This is a genomic window from Asanoa hainanensis (assembly GCF_900188485.1).
Taxonomy (GTDB): Bacteria; Actinomycetota; Actinomycetes; order Mycobacteriales; family Micromonosporaceae; genus Asanoa; species Asanoa hainanensis.
Map to the genome: position 1 here is coordinate 203,956 of NZ_FZPH01000006.1, position 24,434 is coordinate 228,389.

24 protein-coding genes and 1 pseudogene are annotated in these 24,434 nt (G+C 70.5%); 7 read left to right on the forward strand and 18 right to left on the reverse strand.

From position 1 onward, the window contains the following. Nucleotides 1-9 precede the first annotated feature (9 nt). On the reverse strand, nucleotides 10-1,356 hold the full coding sequence (locus tag CHC05_RS17155; protein WP_089249912.1) for an ABC transporter substrate-binding protein: 1,347 nt from the start codon (nucleotides 1,354-1,356) through the stop codon (nucleotides 10-12). Between the two features lie 110 nt (nucleotides 1,357-1,466). Between CHC05_RS17155 and CHC05_RS17160 the strand changes: the two genes are divergently transcribed. Further along, a complete protein-coding gene (locus tag CHC05_RS17160) occupies nucleotides 1,467-1,871 on the forward strand; it encodes a hotdog fold thioesterase (protein ID WP_425426771.1) in 405 nt (134 codons plus the stop codon). 51 nt (nucleotides 1,872-1,922) lie between these two features. Beyond that, nucleotides 1,923-2,312, forward strand: coding sequence for a hypothetical protein (locus CHC05_RS17165; protein WP_089249916.1), 390 nt, complete (start codon nucleotides 1,923-1,925; stop codon nucleotides 2,310-2,312). Here the strand turns inward: CHC05_RS17165 and CHC05_RS17170 are convergent. After that, nucleotides 2,306-2,719 (reverse strand): hypothetical protein, encoded by a 414-nt coding sequence (locus CHC05_RS17170; protein WP_089249918.1) that lies wholly within the window; start codon nucleotides 2,717-2,719, stop codon nucleotides 2,306-2,308. The two genes, CHC05_RS17165 and CHC05_RS17170, sit on opposite strands and share 7 nt — an antisense overlap. A 98-nt stretch (nucleotides 2,720-2,817) precedes the next feature. Here CHC05_RS17170 and CHC05_RS17175 point away from each other — a divergent pair, with 98 nt between their 5' ends. Continuing rightward, complete coding sequence (locus CHC05_RS17175; RefSeq protein ID WP_245870944.1) at nucleotides 2,818-3,501, forward strand: DUF2786 domain-containing protein; 684 nt, start codon at nucleotides 2,818-2,820, stop codon at nucleotides 3,499-3,501. A gap of 186 nt (nucleotides 3,502-3,687) precedes the next feature. On the opposite strand, the gene CHC05_RS17180 is transcribed toward CHC05_RS17175, so the two are convergent. The 5 genes from CHC05_RS17180 to CHC05_RS17200 form a co-directional block, all read right to left on the reverse strand. Further along, on the reverse strand, nucleotides 3,688-5,292 hold the full coding sequence (locus CHC05_RS17180) for a PrsW family intramembrane metalloprotease (protein ID WP_089249922.1): 1,605 nt from the start codon (nucleotides 5,290-5,292) through the stop codon (nucleotides 3,688-3,690). Continuing rightward, nucleotides 5,289-5,846, reverse strand: coding sequence for a hypothetical protein (locus tag CHC05_RS17185; RefSeq protein ID WP_089250385.1), 558 nt, complete (start codon nucleotides 5,844-5,846; stop codon nucleotides 5,289-5,291). Before CHC05_RS17185 ends, CHC05_RS17180 begins: the two co-directional genes overlap by 4 nt. Nucleotides 5,847-5,896: 50 nt before the next feature. Then, a complete protein-coding gene (locus tag CHC05_RS17190) occupies nucleotides 5,897-6,688 on the reverse strand; it encodes a class I SAM-dependent methyltransferase (protein WP_089249924.1) in 792 nt (263 codons plus the stop codon). Between the two features lie 93 nt (nucleotides 6,689-6,781). Further along, on the reverse strand, nucleotides 6,782-6,991 hold the full coding sequence (locus CHC05_RS17195) for a BldC family transcriptional regulator (RefSeq protein ID WP_007073996.1): 210 nt from the start codon (nucleotides 6,989-6,991) through the stop codon (nucleotides 6,782-6,784). Between the two features lie 247 nt (nucleotides 6,992-7,238). After that, nucleotides 7,239-8,078, reverse strand: a complete 840-nt coding sequence (locus CHC05_RS17200) for a DUF8083 family protein (protein WP_089249926.1) — start codon at nucleotides 8,076-8,078, stop codon at nucleotides 7,239-7,241. A gap of 166 nt (nucleotides 8,079-8,244) precedes the next feature. On the opposite strand from CHC05_RS17200, the gene CHC05_RS17205 reads away from it, so the two are divergent. Both CHC05_RS17205 and CHC05_RS17210 read left to right on the forward strand, forming a co-directional pair. Further along, nucleotides 8,245-9,327, forward strand: coding sequence for a Glu/Leu/Phe/Val family dehydrogenase (locus tag CHC05_RS17205; protein WP_089249928.1), 1,083 nt, complete (start codon nucleotides 8,245-8,247; stop codon nucleotides 9,325-9,327). A gap of 223 nt (nucleotides 9,328-9,550) precedes the next feature. After that, the gene (locus tag CHC05_RS17210; protein ID WP_089249930.1) at nucleotides 9,551-9,775 is read left to right on the forward strand and encodes a DUF3073 domain-containing protein; all 225 of its coding nucleotides are present in this window, start codon (nucleotides 9,551-9,553) and stop codon (nucleotides 9,773-9,775) included. Between the two features lie 78 nt (nucleotides 9,776-9,853). Here the strand turns inward: CHC05_RS17210 and amcA are convergent, their stop codons facing one another. The 5 genes from amcA to CHC05_RS17235 all read right to left on the reverse strand — a co-directional run bounded on the left by amcA (nucleotide 9,854) and on the right by CHC05_RS17235 (nucleotide 14,596). After that, nucleotides 9,854-10,102 carry a multiple cyclophane-containing RiPP AmcA gene (amcA, locus tag CHC05_RS17215; RefSeq protein WP_089249932.1) on the reverse strand — a complete coding sequence of 83 codons (249 nt, stop codon included), beginning with the start codon at nucleotides 10,100-10,102 and terminating at the stop codon, nucleotides 9,854-9,856. Further along, nucleotides 10,071-11,177, reverse strand: coding sequence for a cyclophane-forming radical SAM peptide maturase AmcB (gene amcB / locus CHC05_RS17220; protein ID WP_089249934.1), 1,107 nt, complete (start codon nucleotides 11,175-11,177; stop codon nucleotides 10,071-10,073). Before amcB ends, amcA begins: the two co-directional genes overlap by 32 nt. Nucleotides 11,178-11,321: 144 nt before the next feature. Beyond that, nucleotides 11,322-12,473: a phosphoribosylformylglycinamidine cyclo-ligase gene (purM, locus tag CHC05_RS17225; protein ID WP_089249936.1), complete on the reverse strand. Its 1,152-nt coding sequence runs from the start codon at nucleotides 12,471-12,473 to the stop codon at nucleotides 11,322-11,324. Between the two features lie 48 nt (nucleotides 12,474-12,521). Beyond that, nucleotides 12,522-14,102, reverse strand: a complete 1,581-nt coding sequence (purF, locus tag CHC05_RS17230; RefSeq protein WP_245870946.1) for an amidophosphoribosyltransferase — start codon at nucleotides 14,100-14,102, stop codon at nucleotides 12,522-12,524. A 107-nt stretch (nucleotides 14,103-14,209) separates the two neighbouring features. Next, on the reverse strand, nucleotides 14,210-14,596 hold the full coding sequence (locus CHC05_RS17235) for a sterol carrier family protein (RefSeq protein ID WP_089249938.1): 387 nt from the start codon (nucleotides 14,594-14,596) through the stop codon (nucleotides 14,210-14,212). Nucleotides 14,597-14,765: 169 nt separating this feature from the next. On the opposite strand from CHC05_RS17235, the gene CHC05_RS17240 reads away from it, so the two are divergent. Further along, entirely contained in the window at nucleotides 14,766-16,703 is a 1,938-nt protein-coding gene (locus CHC05_RS17240; protein WP_179266230.1) for a carboxypeptidase regulatory-like domain-containing protein, read from the forward strand. Between the two features lie 57 nt (nucleotides 16,704-16,760). On the opposite strand, the pseudogene purL reads toward CHC05_RS17240, so the two are convergent. The 3 genes and pseudogenes from purL to purS form a co-directional block, all read right to left on the reverse strand. After that, nucleotides 16,761-19,091 (reverse strand): annotated as a pseudogene (gene purL / locus CHC05_RS17245) (phosphoribosylformylglycinamidine synthase subunit PurL); the annotation flags it as partial. A 38-nt stretch (nucleotides 19,092-19,129) separates the two neighbouring features. Continuing rightward, nucleotides 19,130-19,813, reverse strand: a complete 684-nt coding sequence (gene purQ, locus CHC05_RS17250) for a phosphoribosylformylglycinamidine synthase subunit PurQ (protein WP_089249944.1) — start codon at nucleotides 19,811-19,813, stop codon at nucleotides 19,130-19,132. Further along, nucleotides 19,810-20,091 carry a phosphoribosylformylglycinamidine synthase subunit PurS gene (gene purS, locus CHC05_RS17255; protein ID WP_089249946.1) on the reverse strand — a complete coding sequence of 94 codons (282 nt, stop codon included), beginning with the start codon at nucleotides 20,089-20,091 and terminating at the stop codon, nucleotides 19,810-19,812. The genes purQ and purS overlap by 4 nt, the downstream gene beginning before the upstream one ends. A 317-nt stretch (nucleotides 20,092-20,408) precedes the next feature. Between purS and CHC05_RS17260 the strand changes: the two genes are divergently transcribed. Then, the gene (locus tag CHC05_RS17260) at nucleotides 20,409-21,101 is read left to right on the forward strand and encodes a S1 family peptidase (protein WP_089249948.1); all 693 of its coding nucleotides are present in this window, start codon (nucleotides 20,409-20,411) and stop codon (nucleotides 21,099-21,101) included. Between the two features lie 63 nt (nucleotides 21,102-21,164). Here CHC05_RS17260 and purB read toward each other — a convergent pair whose 3' ends face one another. Genes purB through CHC05_RS17275 form a run of 3 tightly spaced genes read right to left on the reverse strand, consistent with a single transcriptional unit; the run spans nucleotide 21,165 to nucleotide 24,412 of the window. Continuing rightward, nucleotides 21,165-22,589, reverse strand: coding sequence for an adenylosuccinate lyase (gene purB, locus CHC05_RS17265; RefSeq protein ID WP_089249950.1), 1,425 nt, complete (start codon nucleotides 22,587-22,589; stop codon nucleotides 21,165-21,167). A gap of 18 nt (nucleotides 22,590-22,607) precedes the next feature. Further along, nucleotides 22,608-23,864: an MFS transporter gene (locus CHC05_RS17270; protein WP_245870948.1), complete on the reverse strand. Its 1,257-nt coding sequence runs from the start codon at nucleotides 23,862-23,864 to the stop codon at nucleotides 22,608-22,610. Then, a complete protein-coding gene (locus CHC05_RS17275) occupies nucleotides 23,861-24,412 on the reverse strand; it encodes an ArsR/SmtB family transcription factor (RefSeq protein ID WP_089249951.1) in 552 nt (183 codons plus the stop codon). Before CHC05_RS17275 ends, CHC05_RS17270 begins: the two co-directional genes overlap by 4 nt. Between the last annotated feature and the right edge of the window lie 22 nt (nucleotides 24,413-24,434).

The window sequence follows — 24,434 nt, forward strand, 5'->3', positions numbered from 1 at the left end:
GCCACGTGGTCAGTGGCGGATCACCATGCCCGCCTTGTCGAGCGCCTTGATGATCTGTGCCGACTCGCCGAAGCCGATCACCAGTACGCCGTCCGGACCGCTGCTCTTGATCTGGCTGGCGCCGGCCGCGAAGTCGATGTCCGGCGCGGCGGGCGTCGGAGGCTCGTACGTCACCGTCTGGATCATGTCGACCGGGAAGCCGGCGCGCTCCAGTTCGGACTTGACGTTGCCCTGCAGGCCCGTGCCGTACGAGTCGTTGCGGGCCACGATCGTGATCTTGCGCGGGCCGTCGCGCAGGATGACGTCGGCCAGCGCGCGACCCTGGAGGATGTCCGACGGCGCGGTGCGGAAGTAGAGCCCCTTGTCTTCGACCGTGGTCAGCCCGGCGTCGGTGTTGCACGGCGAGAAGAGCACCAGGCCGGCCTTGACCACCTCGGGCAGGACGGCGCGGGAGATGCTCGAGGCACCCGCACCGATGATCACGCTGACCCCGGAGCCGATGTGCTTGGCCACGGTCGCCTTGGCGACGTCGGGGTTGGTGCCGTCGTCGCCGGGCACCCAGGTGACGTCCTTGTCGAACACCCCGCCGGCCGCGTTGACCTCCTTGATCGCCAGCGCGGCAGCCGCCTCCATCGGCGGGTACGCGATGGCCAGGTCACCGGTCTCCGGCAGCAGCCCGCCGATCTTGAGCTCGGCCTCCTTGCCGCCGTCAGTGGAGCCGCCCGACGGGGGCTTCTTCGTCGTGGTGGCCGACTCGTCACCCGCGCCGACGTATTCCGTCTTGGCGTCGTCGAGCTTGTCCGTCGCGTCGAAGTGCAGCGTCGCGTAGCTCGCGGTCGACGGCTCGCCGGCGTCGGTGAACCCGCCGCGGGTCAGCGAGACGCCGCGGTACTGCAGGTCGGTGCCGGCGCGGGCGAGCGCCAGGCAGTCCTTGGCGGTGTCGCACTCGGTGCCGCCGGTGGTGACCGAGTTGATCTGCTTGGCGATCTCGCTCGGCTCGTTGGTGCCGGCCTGCTGCGCGGCGAGCGCGCTGATCAGGATCGCGTCGTAGGTCTCACCCGCGTACGAGAAGTCACCCAGACTGGGTCGCAGGGCCTTGAGCCGCGCCTTGAAGTCTTCGGACAGCCGGGTGAGCGGGGTGGTCCCCTTCATCCCGGCGAGCATGCCCGCCTGTTCCTTGAACTCATCGCCGAACGAGTTGATCATGTTGCCGTCGGTGCCGTACAGCCTGGCCGGGTTGGCCACGGCGTCGGCACCCTGCGGCGGCGGCGCGTCTTCGCCACAACCGGCGATGGTCAGCACGAGGGCGGCGCACGTGGCGATGGCCAAGTGGCGCGCTCTGCGGGAGACGAGCATGGGGGTGTCCGTCCTTCCTCCCCTGAAGTCCAGGGCACAGTAGCGTGCCGAAGCCGAAATGTGGGATAGCGCCTGACGGAACCCGTTATATCGACGGGTAACGTAACTGTGTGTCAACATCATCGATCCTCGAGAACGGCCCTGGCGCGCTTGCCGAGCGGATGGGCATCAAGCTGACCGAGCTGACCCCGGAGCGGGTGGTCGGCAGCATGCCGGTCGACGGCAACACGCAGCCGTACGGCCTGCTGCACGGCGGCGCGTCCTGCGTGCTGGCGGAGACGTTGGGTTCCGTCGCCGCGGTGCTGCACGGTTACACGGTCGACCGGCCGCTCGCCCTGGGCGTCGACATCAGCGCCACCCATCACAAGGCGGTACGCGAGGGCACGGTCACCGGTGTCGCGACCCCGGCACACCGTGGGCGCGGGGTGGCCACGTACGAAATCGTTATCACCGACGAGGCCGGCGACCGGGTCTGCACCGCGCGGCTCACCTGCCTGTTGCGCTCGGCTGGGTGAGCCGTTTTCCGGCGTCTTGGTCAGGTTGACGGCGGGTCGTAGAGTTCGCCCGTGGTCGAGGTTCCCCCGGATGCGGTCGACGACGCCGCGCAGGTGTTGCGGCTCGCGCTCGACGGTGACAGCGACGCGGTCGCAAACGCCTTCGACGCGGTGGTCGACCGCTCCGGCGTGGTCGGCGCGTACGACGTCGCCTGGTGTCTGGCCGCGACCATGGTCGGCGACAGCGTGCCGGTCGGCCGGTGGACGCTCGACTTCCCGGACATCGAAGACGCCGGGTACGACACGCGCTGGGTGGCCCGATTCGTCAGCGCGTACGCCAACAGCGACGCGTCGACCGGCGAAGCGCTGTTCGGTGCCGCGCTGGAAGACGGTCAACTGCCGGAGTGCCTGCTGACGCTGGCCGGCTCGGCCGTCGCCACGCTCCGCCGCCGCACTCAGTAGGCCGTGTCGATCACCAGCGGCTCGTACTTGTATTCCGCCAGCACCACCCGCACGTAGAAGCGCGTGTTGTCGCGCACGTTCGTGGCGGCCACCCGCCAGGCCCCGCCGGTGGGCACGGTGGTCCAGTAGTTGCAGGTGCCGATGCTCGCGAAGATCACGCAGACCTTGACCGGATAGACGCTGCCGTTGCGGACGTTGATGTCGACACACCGGGTCGAGGTCGTGTACGGCCCGGCGTCGACCCCGGTGCCGCCGCGTGGCAGGGACTTGCGCACGTAGCCGCCGTAACAGGTCGCGGCGGCGGCCAGGTCGCCGGTGGGCTCGGCCCGCGCCGGCGCGGCGACGGCAACGCCGAGGGCGGTCATCGTGGCGAACGCCAGCAGGGCACGGACGATTCGGGTCAGCATGGGTGGCGGCCTCCATCGTGGATCTTCGGCGCCCTCATCATACTTATTGATATCGATTTCGTACGGACGTTTCCGCCGATGTGCTATTCCTTGACCTCGTGCTTGACAAGGTGCGCAAGCTGCTGGCCAAGGCCGAAGACCCGGCGTGCTCGCCGGCCGAGGCGGAGGCGCTGACCGCGAAGGCGACGGAGCTGATCGCCAAGTACGGCGTGGACCAGGCGCTGTTGGCTCAGCGGGACCCGACCCGCGACCCGGTGGTCGACCGCATGATTTCCGTGGCGGCGCCGTACGCCACGGACAAGGCCGGTCTGCTGGTCGGCGTCGCGATCCCGCTGCGCTGCCGCACGGTGCGGCTGTCGCGGGCAGGCTCGATCGCGGTGCACCTCTTCGGCTTCGACAGCGACGTCACCCGGGCGGAGCTGCTGTACACGTCGCTGCTGGTGCAGGCGGCACACGGCCTGGCGGCCACCGCGGTGCCGTGGGGCCAACACCCGGCGGCGTTCCGCCGCTCGTGGCTGGCGGGCTTCGCGGCGGCGGTCGCCACGCGGCTACGGGAGGCCGAGTCCGCGGCGTCGTCGGCAGTGCCGTCGATGGACCTGGTCCTGGCAGACCGCTCGGGCACGGTCGAACGCCGGCGCGACGAGGCTTATCCGACGGCGCGGCTGGCCCGACCCCGACGCCTGTCGGGCGACGGCGGCGCGTCGGGCTACGCGGCGGGCACCACCGCGGACCTCGGCGGCGGCTCCCCGGTCGGCACCCACACCCGCGACGCCTTGCCCTGAACCAGCCGAAGACCAGCGAGACCGTGAACGGCTCCGGGACATCCGGCGCGGTGACCTCGCCCCCAGCGACGGCGTGGCTCTCCAAACGCCGTGATGGATTGTCGTTGTCGGAATGACGGAATCAATCCATCATCAGCACAGATTAGAGCTGTGTATCACCCATGACAGATAGTGACCGTCACGCGGTCAAGAGGCGCCGAGGGCGATCAAGGCCAGGCCGACCGTGACCATCGCGGCCAGGAAGATCGCGATGCCGCCTACCACCCGCCGAACGCTGCCGTTGCGGGTCAGGGGTGCGGTGGCTTCCGGGTGGCCCAAGGCCAACATTCGCCCGCGCTCGACCAGGACACGATCGCGCCAGCGGACCGCGCTCGGGCCGCCGAGCACCCGGGCCTGGACGGGTGCGGCCGCGACCCGCGCCACCCCGATCGCCACCCCATCGACCGGAGTCGACGGTTGCCCAGATAGGTCCGTCACCCCGGCTGCTGGCACGGCCGCCGTCTCCCCACCCGCAGTGGGCGGCAGGCCAGCCATCTCCACCGCCGCAACGGACGGCAGAGGGGCCATCCCCGCCGTGGGAATGTGCGGCAGACCGGCCGGAGGCGTCGCGGCCACCTCCGTCGTCGCGATGGCCGTCGTCCGCGAAGCCATCACCCCCGCAGCAGGAGGGGGAGGCCAGTCCGCCGGGGCGATGCGCAGGCCGGGCACGTTGATCCCGCGCGCTCGGCTGAGCTCGACCGCCAGTTGGGCCTGGGCGCGTTGCAGGCGGCGCACCGCGCGCCGGCCCTTCACCCCGCACCGACCGTGGGCGTGCCGGCGCGCCCCAGCGCGCAAGTGGCCGTGGGCCAGCACCCGGAGCTCGTCCTCCGTCGCGATCCGGCGGTCGCCGAGGGCCGCCAGTTGCGCCATGTAGTAGTCGGCCTCGCGGTGGCGTACCCCGCGTACCAGGAAAAGGATCATGAGTAGGGGCGGGATGCCCTTGACGAAGAGGTCTCCGAAGATTCCGGCTCCGCCGCCCAGGCTCAGGAGGGGGGAGTTCCACAGGAAGTGGATGCCCATCGCTCCCAGGACCGCGAGGATCGCTACCGACAGGCGGATCAGCAGTGGGCGGTCCGTGCGGACCGCCAGGTAGCCGATGCCCGCGCCGGCCAGCGCCCCGAACAGGGTGTGGCTCCACAGGCCCGCCAGGAAGCCGCGGAGCAGGAACGTCGCCACCACCGGGGCCACCTGGTCGCCCCGCCCGGCCACGGCCACCGCGTTGACCGCGTAGACCACGTCCTCGACGACCTGGAAGCCCAGGCCGACCAGCGACCCGTACACGACGCCGTCCAGGACGCTGTTGACCTGGGCTCGGGCTACCAGCACGATCGCGATGATGCCGAGGGCCTTGGCGATCTCCTCGACCGTCGGGCCGGCCAGCGCGGAGCCCCACTCGGCGGCCAGGCCCGGTGAGGCCAGCTTCGCGACGAGGTTGTGTACGGCCGCGTTGCCGCGGATCGAGATCGACGTCGCGACCAGGCCGCCCCAGGCGAACGCGGTGGCCAGCAGCAGCGGTGGTTCCCGCTCCAGGTAGTCGAGGGCCGCGACGAACACGCAGAACGGGACCGCGTACAGGCCGAAGAGCACAAGCGCGGTCAAGGTCGCGGTCGGGTACGCCGCGAACGACTCGCGCACGAACAGGCCCAGCCGGACCGCGCCGCCGGCGATCAGCATCAGCACCACCCAGAACGCGGGCAACAGAAGTGACTTGCCCGGGTGCGCCCACGAAGGGGTCGGGTGGACGGGCGTCATGGTTTGCCGCCGCGGTACGTGATCGTCCGCGTGCTCGCCTCGATCGCCGCGAGCGCGGCGCGCAGGGCGGGCGCGCTGCCGGCCACCGTCACCTCGATGGCCACGTCGCCGGCCAGGAAGACCAGGTAACGACCGCTGCGACCCGACGCCGCATAAGTGCCCTCGACACCGTCGAGGCCCGTGGTCGTGCGGGTCGGGAACTCCTTTCCGGTGATCTGGTGCCCGCGGGTGATCTTGTCGCGCAGGCGCTGGGCGGCCGCGGCGAGGGAGCCGTCGAACGGGGCGACCACGATCACGTAGCGGACCGTGCCGACCAGGAAGACGGCGGTGCCGCGGGTGTCCCGCGGGCGGGTGAGGGTGACGTCCAGGCGGGCACCCGGCGGCGGGGTGACGGTCACCCCACCACCGACGGGGTACGGGCCGGTGCCGGCCGGACGCACGGCGGGCAGGGCGCTGTCGATCGCGGGCAGCCCGAACGCCAGCCCGGCGACGGTGCACAACACCCCGATACTGCCGGCGAGGTTCCGCAGCAGCGTGCCGCGTGCCACCCTCATGAAAGGCACGCTACCGACGGGCAAGTCGGATTTCCGAGGTTTGTTCGCCTTTACCCGGTGGCGGCCAGCTCCAGCGTCGCCAGGTAGTAAGGGGCGTCGACATTGTCGATGTCCGCAAGGCGCCACGGTGTGCCAGCGATCAGCCCGCGCAGCTCGTCCACCGAGCAGACCAGGTAGTCGAACCAGTCGGTGGCCAGCTCCCGGTAGCGCACCCGCAGCCGCAGCTGCCCGCCCAGCCGGCCCCGCGACCGGTTGAGCCGGTGGTAGGCCGTGTGCACCGGGTCGGTGGTGCCGTACGGGTCGGTGCCGTGCGCGATCAACTGGGCGCCCGGCCGGGCCAGCGCAGCCAGGGCGGCGAGGAAGCCCGGCGCCTGGTCCGCGCCGCCGATCAGGCCCAGGTTGTTGCCGAGGAGCAGGAAGGTGTCGTACGTCGGCCCGGCGGTAGCGGCGTGCTCGGCGACCGTGCCCAGCACCAGGTCACGCACCCCGCGCCGGCGGCTGACCTCGACGGCACCGGCCGAGACGTCCAGCCCGGTCACCTCGACACCCCGGCGCTGCAGTTCGAGGGCGATCCGGCCGCCGCCCACGCCGATGTCGAGCACGCGTCCGCGTACCCGCGAAAGCGCTCGATGGTCGTGATCCGGCCACGCTTCCGGCGGCTCGAGATAGGGGGCCGCGGGCGCGCCGTTGATCAGGCCGTCGTCACGCTCGATGATCTCGATGACGGGTCGGGGAAGCCGTCCACCGGCCAGCGGCCGAGGTCCGACCCCGGTGGCCACGGCGAGCGCGTCACGGATGAGCTCGCCGAACGCGTCACCGACAAGGGGTTGTTGCTGCTGCACCAGCCGAACTCTAGACACGCATCAGGGGCGGGACCCACACGGTTGACGTGTGGCTCCCGCCCCTGTCCGACGAACGTTCGACCGGGGGGTTGGTCAGTCGCCCTGGCGCTGCTGGGGAATTTGCCCCTGCAGCAGGGCGCGAACCTCGGATTCACGGTAGCGGCGGTGGCCGCCCAGCGTGCGAATCGCGCTGAGCTTTCCGGCCTTCGCCCACCGGGTCACCGTCTTCGGGTCGACACGGAACATCGACGCGACCTCTGCCGGCGTGAGTAGCGGCTCGGGTTCGTGCGTACGCGATGCCATCGGTCACTCCTCCACAGGTACCTATAGACATCGGCCGGGGTCCCGCCGGCCGACGCGTCTCTCATGGTCCGGCTAGTCCCCGATGTCCGACATGGGCCGAACGGCCGAACGTCCCTGGATGGACGGATGAGCAATGACCGATTTATGGCGATTTTATATGCCAGAAACCGCCTTATTTGGACTCTACGTCACCCTTCGTGTTCAGAGAAACACGAGGTTACCTCATTCAAGCCCACCTATTTGCACCCTAATTACACCGTTCGAGGAGCTGGATCGCGCGCCAACGAGTGACCAAGTTCTCATAGACCTCTGTGGCCCCATCAGCATCACCACGGGACAAAGCGGCCAGTCCGGCAGCGACCAGACCCGGCGAGTCGTCCTCCTCGAGGATGGTGTCCGAGAGCAGATCCACGAGCCCGCCGTAGTCGAGCTCGACCACCGAACGCGGGTGGAACTCCTCGAGCCACCGGGCGCCCTCCTCGACCGCCTCGGTGATCGGCGCGTCGCCCACCGACTTGCGCAGAACGGACAGCGCCCGGGAGGCCCGGCGGCGCGCCTTGGAGATCTCGGTGCGGTAGCGCAGTGACCGGCGGCCTTCGCGCAGCACGAGGTCGCGCTCGCCCAGGTCGACGAAGACGAACCAGCGCAGCGGCACGCCCCAGGTGGCGATCTGCTCGTGCACGCGGGGCACGCCGTGCTCCAGCACCCGGGCCCCGCTGCGCCAGTCGTCGACCACCGCGCGGGCCTGGCCGGCCAGCACCGGCGGCACGAACGCGTCGGCGATCACCGAGGGCACCCCGTCGCGGGCGCTGAGCGCCGCCTCGGCGACCCGCAGCCGCAGGTTCCAGGGGCAGACCAGCAGGGTGTCGTCGGCCTCCAGCACGTAGGCCTCTTCGGGCAGGTCGGGCAGCCGCGTCCAGCCGGCACCCAGACCCTCGATCACGGCGGTGCGCTGGCGGACCGGGCCCTCCTGCGGCGCGACGGCCCGACCCTCCCGCACATAGCGGCGCCAGAAGACCTGACGTTCGCGATCGAATGCGGTCAGTGGCTCGTAGACGCGCAGGTAGGAAGCGAACAGCGACGGCACGGCGCGATCCTCCCACGAATCGGTCCCGCTCCGTAACGACAGGTGACGCGCGTCCGCACCGGGTTGCCAACGGGAATATCGTCGTCGCAGAGACCTGCACCACCCCGCCGGTCTGACCCAGCATGCGTGCGCCCCACGAGGACGCACGTCGAACCCAGGAGCAGCGATGGGCGTATTCGCCAGCACGGAAGAATCGGACTCCACCGGCCACGAGCAGGTCGTCTTCTGCCAGGACAAACAGAGCGGCCTGAAGGCGATCATCGGCATCTACTCGACCGCGCTGGGCCCCGCGCTCGGCGGCACGCGCTTCTACCCGTACGCCAGTGAGGCCGACGCCCTGCGCGACGTGCTGGAGCTCTCCCGCGGCATGGCGTACAAGAACGCCCTGGCGGGTCTGGACCTGGGCGGCGGCAAGGCGGTCATCTGGGGCGACCCCGACAAGGACAAGAGCGAGAGCCTGCTGCGGGCGTACGGGCGGTTCGTCCAGTCGCTCGGCGGCCGCTACTACACCGCCTGCGACGTCGGCACCTACGTGGCCGACATGGACGTGGTGGCCCGGGAGACCAGCTTCGTCACCGGCCGCAGCGTCGAGCACGGCGGTGCCGGTGACTCGTCCGTGCTCACCGCCTGGGGTGTCTTCCAGGGCATGCGGGCCGCGGCCGAGCACATCTGGGGCAACCCGACCCTGGCCGGGCGCCGGGTCGGCGTGGCCGGGCTGGGCAAGGTCGGCAAGCACCTCACCGCCCACCTGATCGAGGACGGCGCCAGCGTCGTCGCCACAGACGTCAGCGAGCGCGCGCTCGAGTGGGTCCGGGCCACCTACCCCCAGGTGGACCTGGTCACCGACGCGTCCGCGATGGTCTCCGCCGACATCGACGTGTACGCGCCCTGCGCGCTCGGCGGTGCCCTGGACGACGACACCGTCCCCGCCCTGCGCGCCAAGATCGTCACCGGAGCGGCGAACAACCAGCTCGCCCACCCCGGCATCGAGAAGCAGCTCGCCGACCGCGGGATCCTCTACACCCCCGACTACGTGGTCAACGCGGGCGGTGTGATCCAGGTCGCAGACGAGATCGAGGGCTTCAACTTCGAGCGGGCGAAACTTCGCGCGACGCGGATTTACGACACCACGCGCGAAATCCTCCAGCTCGCCGAGGCCGAGGGCGTGCCGCCGGCGGTGGCCGCGGATCGCCTGGCAGAGCGCAGGATGGCCGAGATCGGCCGGCTGCGGACCATCCACCTGCGCTGACCAGAGCGCCCCTTACCGGCCGTGTCGCCGACCGCCCGTCGGTGGGCGATACGGCCGTCCGGCGACGCGCTGATCAAAAACGTGATCGACGCGCCGGCCGCACGGGGCAACCCGAGGTGTCGAACCTGGCCATCCCCATGTACCGTAAGAGCCACGAGAGATGCCTGACGTCATCGGGGCCCGCCTTCGTGCTGCCCCGAATTCTGTGCGAGGGGGTCGAGCCATGGGGCGCGGCCGTGCTAAGGCCAAGCAGACGAAGGTGGCCCGGGAGTTGAAGTATCACTCCCCGAACACCGACCTCGCCGCGTTGCAGCGAGAACTCGGCGGCAGCGGCAAGTCGGACCACGACTTCGACGACGACTTTGGCAACAGCCAAGTCGACGACGAAGACGAGGACGACAACGCAGTAGACGACGCTTCCAACAACTGGTCGTCGCACTCCCGCTGACCCCCAGGTCACCAACGAGCACGCGGGTCACACCGCGTGCTCGCCCGTGTCCAAGGGGTCAGCGGGCCGCTCGGTGTCTCAGCGGGGGCGGTTGTTCCAGTTGTAGAACGTCGGGATGTTCTCGAAGTGGTTCCAGGCGCACACCGCACCGCCGGCCGGATCGGCCGCCTCGGCGCGGGCCCGGCGTGCCTGTTCCGCCTCGGACAACAGTGCGCTCAGCCCTGCCCGGGCACCGGCGACCCGCTCCGTGAGGTCGTCGGCGTCGCCTCCGGCGGCTCGCTCGCCTTCGAGCTGGTCAGACGGCCGAAGGCTGGTGGTCTCGGGCATGCTGCAACACCCCTTCCAGTAGGCGGATCTTGCTGTTGCGGCAGTGGTCGGTCTCGGTCGTGTCGAACCGGCCGTGTTCGAAGTAGCGGTTGGCCGCGTGGGCACCGCCGCAGAAGCCGAAGTACGGGCAGCTCGCCCGGCACGCCTCCACGCCGTCGAGGAACTCGGCGACCCAGGGCGTGCGACGTGCCGCTTCAGCGATGATCTCGGTAAGGGGTGTCGCGAGGACGTTGCCGCTGCTGAAGTCACCGTGCCGGGGATCGTCGAAACCGGCCAGCTCCGGGGACAGCAGCACCACCGAGCCGTCGTACGCCACGGTGGGTATCGGGTCGAGCTGCCGGGGCAGCACGCTGTCGGCCAAGCCGGCGAGCACCGCCTCGGTGTAACGCAGCGACCACTCGATCTCGCGGACGTGGATCCGCGGATCCCGCCGCCAGGCCGTCACCAGCTCCGCCCAGAAGTCGACGACCTGCCCGGCGGGATGGGCGTTGCCCCGGGTGTTGGTGCCCTCGGTCTCCTCGATGTTGATGCCGAGCACGTCGCACCCGAGGTCGAGGAAGTAGTCGTAGAGCTCGGTCGCTCGGCCCGGCGCGGGGTCGGAGACCACGCACAGGGCGGAGTAGCCGATGCCGTGCGCGCGCAGCGTCTCGATGCCGCGCACGATCCGGTCGTACGCCGGGCGCCCGCCCCGGGTCACCCGGTCGCCGTTGCGCTCGCGCGGGCCGTCGACGCTGACGCTGACCCGCATCTCGTGCTCGGCGAAGAACTCGCACCACGCGTCGTCGATCAACGTCGCGTTGGTCTGCACGTGGTGTTCGACGCCGGCGTCGAACGGCGCGAGCAGCGCGGCCAGGTGCTCCCGGCCGACGGCCAGCGGCTCGCCGCCGTGCCAGACGACCGAGAAGCGGCCCTCGCGGGCCCAACGGTTGACCGGCCCGGCGACGGCGGCGGCTACCCCGACCGCCATCTTCCGGTCGGCGGACCGAAACGGGAGATAGCAGTAGGCGCAGTCAAGGTTGCACAGCGTCGTGGGCTGCATGACCACGTAGGAAGGCACGGGGGCGATGCCGCGCATCCCGGTGAACTGGGCCCGCTGGACAACCACCCGCCCTCCTCTCCCCGTCGAGGTGTCGAGGCAGGACTTTAGGTTAGGCGGCGCTGGCCAATCGGGTAAGACCCAATCAGGTGGGCGAACGATCACCTAGGTTCAGGCGCGGGGTCAGCCGCGCGTGTGCTGGCCGATCATCTGAACGGTCCCCGTGCCCTCGATGATCTCGCCGGCCTGCCAGGCGTCGATGCCGCGGCCGGCGAGGAACGCCAGCGCCCGGTCGGCGTCCTCGGGCGAGACGATGGCGAACATGCCGACGCCCATGTTGAAGGTCGACTCCATCTCCGGGTCTTCGATCCGGCCCTTGGACTGGACCAGGTCGAAGATGGGCTGCGGCTTCCAGGTGGACCGGTTGACCACCGCGTCGACGTGCTCGGGCAGCACCCGCACCAGGTTGCCGGGGATGCCACCGCCGGTGACGTGGGCCAGCGCCCGCACCTCGGCCTCGGAGATCAGCTTGAGGCAGTCGCGTGCGTAGATCTTGGTCGGCGTGAGCAGCTCCTCGCCGAGGGTGCGCTGCTTGCCGAAGTCGTCGACCACCGTGTCGAGCCGCATCCGGCCGGCGCCGAGCAGCACGTGCCGCACCAGCGAGTAGCCGTTGGAGTGCAGGCCGGAGGAGCGCATCGCGATGACGACGTCACCGACCTCGACCCGCTCGCGGCCGAGGATCTCGCTCTCCTCGACGACGCCGACGCCGGTCGCGGACAGGTCGTATTCATCAGGGCGCAGCACGCCGGGGTGCTCGGCCGTCTCGCCGCCGAGCAGGGCGCAGCCGGCGTAGCGGCAGCCGTCGGAGATGCCGGCGCCGATCTCGGCGACCTTGTCGGGGACGACCTCGCCGCAGGCGATGTAGTCGAGCAGGAACAGCGGCTCGGCGCCGCAGGCGACCAGGTCGTCGACGACCATCGCGACCAGGTCGATGCCGACCGTGTCGTGGATGTCGAGCTGCTGCGCGATCACCAGCTTGGTGCCGACACCGTCGGTCGACGAGGCCAGGATCGGGTTCTTGTAGCGCTTGGTGTCGAGCCGGAACAGGCCCGCGAAGCCGCCGAGGTCACCGAGCACCTCGGGGCGCTGGGCCTTGGCCACCTTGCTCTTGAGGAGCTCGACGGCGCGCTCGCCGGCGTGGATCGAGACGCCGGCGTCGGCGTACGTAACTGTGCGCTTGCGACTGGTCCGTCCGGATCCGGCTGTCCACGGCTGTAGACCTTCGGTGCCCGAGTTGTTGGCCGGGCCGCCGCCCCGCTCAGTAACGTGCGTCACGATTTCTCCCTTAACGCCTGACGCGCGGTGTCTCGCTGGAGACGCCGGCTAGGAATGGTGCGTGCCGCCGCCGTTGGAGCTGGCCGCCATCCGCTGGACGACCAACGGAAGGTCGCCCGGCTTGCCACGGTCGGCTCCGCCATCGCTGCGCTGCTCGGCTTCGGCGTCGACCCGACGCGCGACGCCTTCGAGCACGTGCTTGCCGATCAGGTTGCCGGCCGGCAGCGGGATGGGGTATTCCCCGTCGAAACACGCGCGGCACAAGCGCGTCTTCGGCTGCTCGGTCGCGGCCACCAGACCGCCGAGTGATACGTATCCCAACGAGTCGGCACCGATGGAACGCCGGATGCCTTCGTTGTCGAGGCCGTTGGCCAGCAGCTCCGCGCGGGTGGCGAAGTCGATGCCGTAGAAACACGGCCAGTTGACCGGCGGCGACGAGATGCGCACGTGCACCTCGAGCGCTCCGGCCTCACGGAGCATGCGGATGATCGCCCGCTGGGTGTTGCCGCGCACGATCGAGTCGTCGACGACGACGATCCGCTTGCCGCGGATGTTCTCCCGCAGCGGGTTGAGCTTGAGCCGGATGCCGAGCTGCCGCAGGGTCTGCGACGGCTGGATGAAGGTGCGCCCGACGTACGCGTTCTTCACCAGACCTGAGCCGTAGGTGATGCCGGACTCGGCCGCGTAGCCGATCGCGGCCGGCGTGCCCGACTCGGGCACCGGGATCACCATGTCGGCCTCGACCGGGTGCTCCTTGGCCAACTGGCGGCCGATCTGCACCCGGGCGGCGTGCACGTTGCGCCCGGCGATCGTGGTGTCGGGGCGCGCGATGTAGACGTATTCGAAGAGGCAGCCCTTGGGCTCCGGCACGGCGAACCGGAAGGAGCGCAGGCCGTCTTCGTCGATCGCGATCAGCTCGCCGGGCTCGATCTCACGGACGACGCTGGCGCCGACGATGTCGAGGGCCGCGGTCTCGCTGGCCACCACCCAGCCGCGCTCCATCCGGCCGAGCACCAGCGGGCGCACCCCGTAGGCGTCGCGGGCGGCGTAGAGGGTGGTCTCGTCCATGAACACGAAGCTGAACGCGCCCTGCAGGGTCGGCAGCACCTCGAGCGCGGCGGCCTCGACGGACATGTCGGGCCGGCCGGCGAGCAGCGCCGTGACCAGGGCGGTGTCGGAGGTGGTGGCCGGGTCGGTTGACAGCCCCCGCTCGGAGACCTCACGAGCCAGGTCGGCCGTGTTGACCAGGTTGCCGTTGTGCGCCAGGGCGATGGTCGTGCCGGCGCTGGTGGCGCGGATCGTCGGCTGCGCGTTTTCCCAGGTGGAACCACCGGTGGTGGAGTAACGCGTGTGGCCGATGGCGAGATGGCCGCGCAGGCTGGCCAGGGTGGGCTCGTCGAAGACCTGGGCCACGAGGCCGAGATCCTTGTAGACCACCACGCCGGAGCCGTCGCTGACCGCGATGCCGGCCGCTTCCTGGCCACGGTGCTGCAGGGCGTAGAGCCCGAAGTAGGTCAGCTTCGCGACCTCTTCACCCGGCCCCCAGACACCGAAGACACCGCAAGCATCTTGCGGGCCGGGCCGTTGGGGGTCGAGGTCCTGGCTCAATCGGCCGTCGCCTCGGGGCACCTACCGCTCCTCGCTGCTGAACTGCTCAACTTCCTGGCACGTCTTGCTCGGGCCAGTGTACGCGAGTTCGCGCCGGTCACCGTCGGCCACCTTGGCGGTGCTGACCGTCAGCCGACCCGTTCGGGCGACCCGGATTCTGGCGGCTCGGGGAGATATGGGGAGAGATCGGCCCGGCTTCCGGAGGCCTTGATCTTTCCCGCCGCGACGGCCTCCGCCCACGGGAGTCGGCCAGTGGCGACCAACACCCAGGTCACCCCGTCCATTTCGACCACATTAGAGGGGGTACCACGGGTATGTCGTGGTCCGGGAACGCATTGCACGGCGCCGTATGGTGGGACCCGCACCTCGACCGAGCGGCCGGGAACCCGCTTGGCGAGGTCGGTCAGCAGCGCACGCACGGCATCACGGAGAGTGACCAACTCGGGGCTTCCCCCGGCGTCGAGGGCAGCGAGGACGGCCGCCACCGCGGGTGACTTAATGTGCGCAGGGGACATGACGGGACGATACGACCTCTTCACGTTCCAGTTCCTTCGGCCCCTGGGTCGCGCTGATCCCGTCGGACAGGGCATAGTGACCGACGGTGTACTCGTTCGGGGGTGAGACCGGAAGGCGGTGGACGTGACAACACCACGACGAGCCTGGCGTTTGCGGGCCGGTGTGGTCGTGGCGCTGATTGCTGGCGCACTGGTCACAATATTTCCCAACCCCGCGCAGGCGGCACCGGAGAATGTGTCGGTCAGCGTTGGCAACGCGACGCTATCGCCCGGACAGACCGCGACCGTACGCGTTCGTTTCCGTAACGCGAGCACCGACACGGTCACGGCCTCCGTCAAGGTCACCAGCAGTTTCAGCGAGCTGAGCTGCGACCGCTGTGACGGCGACGTCGAAGACATCGCGCCGGGCGCTTTCGGACAGTTCGAAGCGCAGGTCCGCGCGGGTAACGTTCCTGACGGCCAGACCCGGTCCGGCCAGGTCAACGCGGAAATCACGATCAACGGTGAGAAGGCCACCGGCTCTCGCCCGATGTCGGTCCGTGGAAACCAGGCGCAGCAGCCGCCGGCGGTGGAGACGGTCAAGTCCATCAGCGGCAAGGTCACCAACCAGGCCGACGGCAAGCCCGTCAACAACGCGTACGTCGCGCTGAGCGACGGTGCCGGCAAGCTCCACGAGGACTTCGCCGACGACAAGGGCAACTACCGGTTCGAGGGCACCGAGCAGAAGCCGATCGCCCCGGGCCGGATCACCATCGGTGCTTCCAAGGACGACAAGCGGAACACCAAGGTCATCAACGTGAACGCCGGTGGCACCGCGTCGGGCGTGACGATCACGCTGCAGCTCGCGGTCGAGGCCACCGCCAACCCGAGCTCGATCCCGACCGAGCAGCCGCTCGACGACGAGGTCACCGAGGATCCCGAGTCGACCGACACCGCTGGCGCCGTCGACAACGCCAGCAACTCCGAAGATGGTGGCGGTTTCGGCAACTGGCTGGTCGTGCTCGGTGGCGGTCTGCTGGTGGCGTTCGGCGTCGGCGGCATCGTCTGGGTGATGCTGCGCCGCAAGGAAGGCGGGGACGACCCCGACGACCAGACCTCGACCACCGGCGTACGCCCGGCGGTGCCGGCGGCCGCGGGCGGCTACCGGGGCGGCAACGACGCGACCCGGATCGGCGGACCAGGCGGCGGAGCCCTCGCCGACGCACCGACGATGCTGCACACCCGCGCACCGGTCGACGAGTTCCCGGACCCCTACGGCGCGCCCATGCCGCCGCAGGGGCCGAGCTACGGCGGCCAGCAACAGCCCGGCTGGGGCGGCGGCAACAACGGCTACGGCGGCCACGCCACGCAGGCCGGCGGCTATGACCAGGCCACGCAGATGTACGGCGCCGCACAGCCCACGCAGTTCGGCAACGCGCCGGGCTCGGGCGGCGGCTACGGTGCCGGCGGCTACGGCGACGCGCCGGGCTCGGGCGCCGGCTACGGCGGCGCGCCGTCCTCGGGCGGCGGCTACGGCGCGGCACCGGGCGGCGGTTACCCGCAGGCCGGTGGCGCGGGCGGTGGCTACGGCGAGCGCTTCGACGAGCCGACCGGCCGCTACCAGCCGACCTCCGGTGGCGACGACTACGGCCAGCAGGGCGGCGGTGGCTACGGCCAGCAGCCGGCCGGCGGTGGCTACGGCGGCGCGAACGGCGGTTACGGCGACGAGCGCGGCTACGGTGCCGAGCCCAACGGCTACGACCAGGGCGGCAACGGCTATGGCGGTGGCGGCCAGCGCGGCGGCTACGACCAGGGCCGGGGCGGCGGCTACGAGGCCGGTGGCGGCTACGGCGGCGCGCCTTCGGGCGGCTACGACGAGACCCGCAACTACCCGGCCGGCGGCAACAACGGCTACGACCGCGGCGGCTACGAAGCCGGTCCTCCCCCGGGCTACGACCGGGTGCCGGAGCAGCGCGGCGGCGGCAACTACGGTGGCCCCAACGGTGGCTACGGCGACCAGGGCGACTACTACGAGGGCAACGACGGTCGCGGTGCCCGCCACGGCGGTCGCGGCGGCGAAGGTGGCCGCGGCGGCGACCGGCGCGAACTGGGCTGGCTCGACGACTAAGAACCGACATAAAAGAGGGGGCCGCTTTCGCGGCCCCCTCTTTTGCTTGCTGTATCAGCCGAACAGCTTCGGCATGGTCGACGTGTGCGCCTCGCGCAGCTCGTCGAGCGGCACCGAGAACTGGCCCCGGATGTCGAGCGCGCCGTTGTTGCCGTCGGTCACGCCGATCGGGCTCCACGGGACGCCCCGCTCGGCGCACAGCCCGGTGAACGCCTTCTCGTGCCCACGCGGCACGGACACCACGGCCCGGCCGGCAGACTCGCTGAAGAGGTAGACGAACGGCATCGAGCCCGCCGAGAAGTCCTCCGGCAGCGCGATCCGGGCGCCGACACCGTTGCGCAGGCAGGCCTCGACGAGCGCCTGGGCGAGCCCGCCGTCGGAGACGTCGTGCGCCGCGCTCAGGTGACCGACCCGGGACGCCTCGGCCAGCACCTCGGCCAGCGCCTTCTCCTTGGCCAGGTCGACCTTCGGCGGCACGCCACCGAGGTGCTCGTGGGTCACCCACGCCCACTCAGAGCCGGACAGCTCGTTGGCCGTCTCGCCGAGCAGGAAGATCAGGTCGCCGTCGCCGGTGGCCGGCTGGGCGAACCCGATCGGCACGCGGTCGGCGACGTTGTCGATCACACCGAGCACGCCGACCACCGGCGTCGGGTGGATCGCCGCGGCGCCGGTCTGGTTGTAGAAGCTGACGTTGCCGCCGGTCACCGGGATGCCCAGCTCGAGGCAGCCGTCGGCCAGGCCGCGGACGGCCTCGGCGAACTGCCACATGACGGCCGGGTCCTCGGGCGAGCCGAAGTTGAGGCAGTTGGTGACCGCGACCGGCTTCGCGCCGCTGACGGCGACGTTGCGGTAGCTCTCGGCCAGGGCCAGCTTGGCGCCGTTGTACGGGTCGAGCCGGGTGTAGCGGCCGTTGCCGTCGACCGACAGCGCGACGCCGAGCCCGCTCTCCTCGTCGATCCGGATCACGCCGGCGTCTTCGGGCTGGGCGAGCACGGTGTTGCCGAGCACGTACCGGTCGAACTGCTCGGTGACCCACGACTTGTCGCAGAGGTTCGGCGAAGCGATCATCCGCAGCAGGGTCGCCTTGAGATCGTCCGGGTTCGCCGGCCGGGGCAGCGTCTCGGCCCGGTCGGCCTGGAGCAGGATCAGGTCGGCGGGCTCGCGCATCGGCCGGGCGTAGACGGGGCCGTCGTCGACCAGCGAGGCCGGCGGCACGTCGACGACCAGGTGGTCGCGCCAGGTGATCCGGAGCCGGCCGGGCAGGCCGCTGACCTCGGACGGGGTGACCTCACCGATCGCGGTGGCGAGCACGCCCCACTTCTCGGCGACCCCGAGCACCTCGTCGAGCTGCTCGGGCTTGACGATCAGCAGCATCCGCTCCTGCGACTCGCTGGCGAGGATCTCGTGCGGGTCCATCGACTGCTCGCGCAGCGGCACCCGCTCCAGCCAGACCCGCATGCCGGTGCCGGCCGAAGCGGCGGTCTCGGTGAGCGCGCAGGTCAGGCCGGCGCCGCCGAGGTCCTGGATGCCGACGACCAGGTTGGCGTCGTAGAGCTCGAGGCAGGCCTCGATCAGCAGCTTCTCGGTGAACGGGTCACCGACCTGCACCGCCGGGCGGTTGGCCGCGCTGCCGTCGTCGAAGGTCGCGCTGGCCAGCACGGACACGCCGCCGATGCCGTCGCGCCCGGTCTTGGCACCCATCAGCACGACGATGTTGCCGGGGCCGGCGGCGTCTTTCTTCTGCAGCCGGTCGACCGGCAGCACGCCCAGGCAGAGCGCGTTGACCAGCGGGTTGCCCTGATAGGTCGGGTCGAAGACGACCTCGCCGCCGACGTTGGGCAAGCCCAGCGAGTTGCCGTAGCCGCCGATGCCGGCGACCACGCCGGGCAGCACGCGGGCGGTGTCCTCGTGGTCGGCCGCACCGAACCGCAGCGGGTCCATCACGGCGATCGGCCGGGCGCCCATCGCGAGGATGTCGCGGACGATGCCACCCACGCCGGTCGCGGCGCCCTGGTACGGCTCGACGAAGCTCGGGTGGTTGTGCGACTCGACCTTGAACGTCACGGCGAGCTCGTCGGTGATCTGGATGACGCCGGCGTTCTCACCGATGCCGGCGAGCATGCGGTCGTTCGGCGGCGCCTTCTCGCTGAACTGCCGCAGGTGGACCTTGCTCGACTTGTACGAGCAGTGCTCGCTCCACATGATCGAGTACATCGCCAGCTCGGACTGGGTCGGCCGGCGGTCGAGGATGCCGCGGATCCGCTCGTACTCGTCGTCGCGGAGCCCGAGCTCGGCGAACGGCTGGAGCTCGTCCCCCGTGGCGTTGGCCCGCTCGACGGTGTCGGGACCGTCCAGGTTGTCGTACGAGACCTGCGCCGGCAGCGACATCTCGCCCGCCTCGCTCGACGCCGTGTCGGGCTGAGTTGTCATGCCGAGGCCCCCGCCAGGTGCTTGAGAATCGAGGTGAAGAAGCCCAACCCGTCGAGCGACGGACCGGTCAGTGCCTCGATCGCGTGCTCGGGGTGGGGCATGAGACCGACGACGTTGCCGGCCTCGTTGGTCACTCCGGCGATGTCGCGCTCGGAGCCGTTCGGGTTGCCGCGCTGGTACGTCGCCACGATCCGGCCGTTGGCGGCGAGCTCGTCGAGGGTCGCCTGGTCGGCGACGTAGCGCCCCTCACCGCTCTTGAGCGGGACGAGCACGTCCTGGTCGGACTCGAACGAGTTGGTCCACGCGGTGTTCGTCGCGGTGATCCGCAGCCACTGGTCGCGGTTGCGGAAGTGGAGGTGGCTGTTGCGGGTGAGGGCACCGGGCAACAGGTGCGCCTCGCAGAGGATCTGGAAGCCGTTGCAGATGCCGAGCACCGGGAGCCCGCCGCGGGCACCATCGATGATCGACTCCATCACCGGCGCGAACCGGGCGATCGCGCCGGTGCGCAGGTAGTCGCCGTAGGAGAAGCCGCCGGGCAGCACCACCGCGTCGACTCCGTGCAGGTCGCTGTCGCCGTGCCAGAGGCGGACCGCCTCGCCACCGGCGACCCGGACCGCGCGGGCGGCGTCACCGTCGTCGAGCGAACCGGGGAACGTCACCACCCCGACGCGGGCACTCATGCCGGGTCACCCGCGGGGACGGCCTCGGCCTCGGCCGCCGGCTCGGCGACCTCCTGGATCGTGAAGTCTTCGATCACGGGGTTGGCGAGCAGCTTGTCAGCGATCTCGCGGACGCGCTCCGGGTCGGCCGCACCGGCGAACTCGATTTCGATGCGCCGGCCGATGCGCACAGAGCTGACGTCGCTGATGCCGAGCCGTGGCAGCGCGTTCGCGACCGCTTGGCCCTGAGGATCGAGGATCTCCGGCTTGAGCATGACGTCGACGACGACGCGAGCCACTTGGCACTCCTGACTTTTGTACACGGTAAGCGCGCCAAGAGTACCCGGTAGATAGACGCTGACCGGCACCCGCCCAGCCCTCGGACAGGCGTCGTGGACAGGCATTACACGTGAGTACGAGCACTCACGTGGCACTCATGTCCTCATTGCGACCACCATCAACGCGAGCCACCTGCCGTTGAGGAGACGGATGGGATTTCGGCCACACGGGCAGGCCCGCAACGCCGGTCGTATGACCTGGATTTGATGATTGTGAATGTATCGATGCTTAACTAGCGTCTCGGTAGTCCGATCCACCCCCTCGGATAGGAGCCCAGATGCGCACACGCCTGACCCTGGCCGCGCTCGCCATCGGCCTGACCGGCGTCTTCCTCGCACCCAGTGCGGCCGGCGCCGTACCCGTCGGCCCGACCGACCCGGCACAGATCATCGGTGGCAGCACGGTCGCCTCGGCGCCGTGGGCAGCCGCCGTGTTCAGCGGTGGCTCGTTCACCTGCTCCGGCACGATCATCGCGCCGACCTGGGTGCTCACCGCCCGGCACTGCATCAGCGGCTCGATGTCGGTCCGCGTCGGCAGCGTCAATCGCGGCTCAGGCGGCGTCACCCGCACCGTCAGCGCCACCTACACCCGCAGCGACCTGGCCCTGATGCGGCTCAGCAGCTCGGTGAGCACCAGCTACGTGACCCTGTCGAGCGCCTACCCGCCGGTCAACTCGACCAACACGATCTACGGGTGGGGCATGACCTGCTACAGCGGCTGCAGCGCCTCCACCGTGCTCAAGACCGCTTCCGTGCGGGTGACCAGCACCAACGTGACCGACGCGTACGGCGGCCGGGCGATCCGCAGCACCCGGATCAACGGCAACGCGTGGCGCGGCGACTCCGGCGGCCCGCAGTTCTACAACGGCGCGCAGGTCGGCGTCGCGTCGACGGCCGACGGCGTCAACATCCAGAACTACGGCAGCGTCGCCTACAACCGGGCGTGGATCACCTCCACCGCTGGCGTCTGAGCAACGCTCTCCCACAAGGCGTGGCGCCTCCCCTGCCCCGGGAGGCGCCACGTCTTTCTCGTCCTAGAGGATCGGGCGAGGCGAGTAGGCCGCGGCGGCCGGGTGTGCGCGCACGACCTCGGCGATCTTGTCGGCCACGGCCGCCACCTGGGCGCCGGCGGCGCCGACGAAGGCCGCCCGGTCGGCGACCAGCGCGTCGATCTCGCCCCGGCTCAGCCCCAGCCGGCCGTCGGCGGCCAGCCGGTCGAACAGGTCGTTGTCGCCAGCGCCCTTCTCGCGCATCTCCAGCGCCACGGCGACCGCGTTCTCCTTGATCACCTCGTGTGCCGTCTCGCGGCCCACGCCCCGGCGTACCGCTGCGACCAGGATCTTGGTCGTGGCCAGGAACGGCAGGAAGCGGTCGAGCTCGCGGGCCACCACCGCGGGATAGGCGCCGAACTCGTCGAGCACGGTCAGGAACGTCTGGAAGAGGCCGTCGGTGGCGAAGAAGGCGTCGGGCAGGGCGACCCGGCGGACCACCGAGTCGGACACGTCACCCTCGTTCCACTGGTCGCCGGCCAGCTCGCCGATCATCGACACGTAGCCGCGCACCACCACCGCGAGCCCGTTGACCCGCTCGCTGGAACGCGTGTTCATCTTGTGCGGCATCGCGCTGGAGCCGACCTGGCCGGGCTTGAAGCCCTCGGTGGCCAGCTCCTGGCCGACCATCAGCCGGATCGTGGTGGCCAGGCTGCTCGGCGCGGCGACCACCTGGGCCAGCGCGGTGACCACGTCGAGGTCCAGCGAGCGCGGGTAGACCTGCCCGACGCTGTTCAGCACCGACGAGAAGCCCAGGTGGGCGGCGACCCGGCGCTCGAGCTCGGCGACCTTGGTCGCGTCGCCGTCGAAGAGGTCGAGCTGGTCGGCGGCCGTGCCGACCGGGCCCTTGATGCCGCGCAGCGGGTAGCGGGTGATCAGGTCGTCGAGCCGCTGGTAGGCGATCAGCAGCTCCTCGCCGGCCGACGCGAACCGCTTGCCCAGCGTGGTCGCCTGCGCCGCGACGTTGTGCGAACGGCCCGCCATCACCAGGTTCTCGTGCTCGACGGCGAGGCGGGCCAGCCGGGCCAACGTCGCGACGACCCGGTCGCGGATCAGCTCCAGCGAAGACCGGATCTGGAGCTGCTCCACGTTTTCGGTCAGGTCCCGCGAGGTCATCCCCTTGTGGATCTGCTCGTGCCCGGCCAGGGCGGCGAACTCCTCGATCCGGGCCTTCACGTCGTGCCGGGTGACCCGCTCGCGCTCGGCGATCGAGTGTAGGTCGACGTCGTCGAGCACGGCCCGGTAGGCCTCGACCGCGCCGTCCGGCACGTCGATGCCGAGGTCACGCTGTGCCTCCAGCACCGCGATCCACAGCCGTCGCTCCAGCTTCACCTTCTCGGTCGGCGACCAGAGCGCGACGAGCTCGGGAGAGGCGTATCGGGCAGCGAGAACGTTCGGTACCTGGGTCACCCGGCCATTCTCTCAGGCCTAGATCGCGTGGCGTAGGTGACGGACGTCGCGGCTGAGCAGCATGGCCAGGGTGGCCAGGCCGATCAGGGCGGCGGCGCCGTGCAGGGTGTTTCGCACCCCGAAGTGCTCGGCGATCGGACCCGCCAGGACCTGGCCGATCGGCACCGCGAGGATCGAACCGAGCATGTCGTACGAGTAGACCCGGGCCAGCAGGTCGCTGGGCACGTGTTCCTGCATGGTGGTGTCCCACGCGACCGTGAACTGCTCGAGCGCGAAACCGACCGCGAACCCGGCCAGCAGCAGGACGAGCACCGTCGACGTGAGGCCCAGCGCCAGCACCAGCAGCACGTCGCCGAGGCACCAGAGCACGCCGTAGAAGAGCAGTCGGCCGGTCCGGACCCGCATCGCGACGAGGGCGCCGACGATCATGCCGGCGGTCTCCACGGCCAGGATCAGACCCCAGGTGGCCCGCCCGAAGCTGTCGTCGGCGACGACGGGGCCGAGCACGCTGATCGAGCCGGTCAGCGCGGCGTTGATCACGCAGAAGCCGGCGACCACCGTCCACAGCCAGGTGCGGCTCTTGAAGGCCGTCCAGCCGAGGCGCATGTCGGCGAAGATGCCGGTCCGGCTCGCCGCCTTTTCGACCTTGGCCACGCGGACCAGCGCGAACAGCAGGCCCGCGACCAGGAACGTGCCGGCGTCGACGGCGAGGCCCCAGCCCGGCCCGGCGAACGCGACCAGCAGGCCACCCAGCGAAGCGCCGGCGATCATCGCGCTGTTCCAGGCCAGCCGGTTGATGGCGTTGGCCTGCTGGAGCACGGCCGCCGGCACGGTCTGCGGCAGGATCGCCGAGATGGCCGGGAACGCGATCGCGGCGGCGACGCCGTTGACCGCCGAAAGGGCCAGCAGCAGCGGGATCGACGCCGTGCCGGTGAGCACGGTGACGGCGACGGCCGCCTGGGTCGCGCCGGCCAGCACGGACGCACCGACCATCACCAGGTGGCGGGGCAGCCGGTCGGCGATCACGCCGCCGAACAGCACGAAGATGACGTTGAACAGCGATCGGACACCGACCACCAGGCCCAGGTCACGGGCCGAGCCGGTGAGGTCGAGCACGGCGAAGGCGAGCGCGATCGGCGCCACCGCGTTGCCCAGCATGGTGGTGGTGCGGCCGGCGATCAGGTAGCGGAAAGCGCTGTGCCGCAACGGCGCCAGCATGCCGGGGCGGGGCGGTTCTTCGGTCGCGGGCGCAGCGGCGGGGGTGACCGTGCTCATTTCGCGTCAGGCTCCATTCTGAACAGTGCGATCGTGGCGTTGACCCGGATCGCGCCGGGGGTACGGGGTGCGACGGCGGCGAGGTGCAGGGCGCGGCTGGCGTTGGTGATCTGCTCCTCGACCTCGGCCCAGACGGCAGGGTCGACCCAGAGCTCGGCATCGGTGAGGTGGTTGCCCTGCGCCCGCATCAGCGAGCGGGACCGGCGGCGGAGCTCGGAGGCGAGGGCCTCGTAGATGAGCAGGTGGTCGGCCGTCCGCTCGGCGCCCTCGGGAATCTTCGGCTTCGGCGACTCGAAGCCGGCCTCAGGCAGGTGCCGGTAGCGCTTGGCCACGCCGCCGCGGATCTTCTCCTCGCCGGCGACCTCGATCTGGCCGGCGGCCAACAGATGCCGCAGATGATAGCTGGCGTTGGCGTGGGTCAGGTCCAGCTCCCGCGCCACGTCGGCCGCGGTCATCGCCGAACCGGTCAGCAGCGAGAGGATGCGCAGCCGCAGTGGGTGGGCCAGCGCCCGCAGCTTGACGGTCGGATCCTCATCTCCCAAAGACATGTTTGACAGTCTGGGCGATGCC